Raw genomic sequence first — 885 nt, forward strand, 5'->3', positions numbered from 1 at the left:
TGCGGATGCAGATCGATCTCGGGAAACGAGCGGGTATTCAGTTCCGCTGCAATGTGCCCGTTTTTTACGGTGATAAAAATATCAGGCTCAATATACACATCTTGCTCTGGCCGGGCAAACAGAAGGCCAGGTCTAGGATGAAGAGCCGCGATATCATCTGAGATATCTTGAATGGTATGAAGCGGAATTCCCGCCTCTACTGAAAGCGCTTTCCATTTTTTTTGCGCAAAAGCATCAAAATGAGCTGAAATCAGCATTTCCGCTTGTTCATTTCTGTTCGGCAGCCGCTGTAATTGAAGAAGGATGCATTCCTGCAAAGATCTCGCACCGATTCCAGCCGGTTCTAATGACTGGAGTTTTGCCAAAACAGCCTCCGCTTCCTTGGCCGATACAGATAGGCGCCGTGCTGCCTCCTCCACATCTTCTTCCAAGTACCCGTTTGAATCAAGCGAATGAATCAGATAATTAAAAATCTTTTTTTCAGTGTTTGTCAGATTCATATCGAGTGACTGCTGTTTTAACGCATCCTGCAATGTTTTTTGCGGATCACTTAATTGAAGGCCCGCTTCCTGTGCATTCATCCTGTTTTTGTTTGTTTTATGGTAAGATAGTGGCGGTGTGTCTGTTTCCTTTCGTTCAATAAGAGGGTTTTCCAGTGAGAGCTCATCAATGTACTCGGCGAGTTCTGCCGAATGATAGCCAAGCAGTGTGATGGCCTGCCTGAGCTCCTGTGTCAGTTGAGGCTTTAATACTTGTACTTGCTGAAGTTTCATATCCATCATGCTCACTCCCCTTTCTTCATTGTACATGATTGAGATCACACCGTATACATTTATGAAAAAGGAGCTGCCAAAGAAATGTCTGAACTTTTTTCCGTCCCTTATT

At 44.6% G+C, this 885-nt stretch carries 1 protein-coding gene; it reads right to left on the minus strand.

The genetic code is table 11. The features are described from left to right. A partial coding sequence (locus tag ACWHAR_RS24690; protein WP_452088133.1) for an RNA polymerase factor sigma-54 occupies nucleotides 1-779 on the minus strand: 779 nt, incomplete at its 3' end. Nucleotides 780-885 lie beyond the last annotated feature (106 nt).

This window comes from Bacillus sp. LR--39 (genome assembly GCF_053613335.1).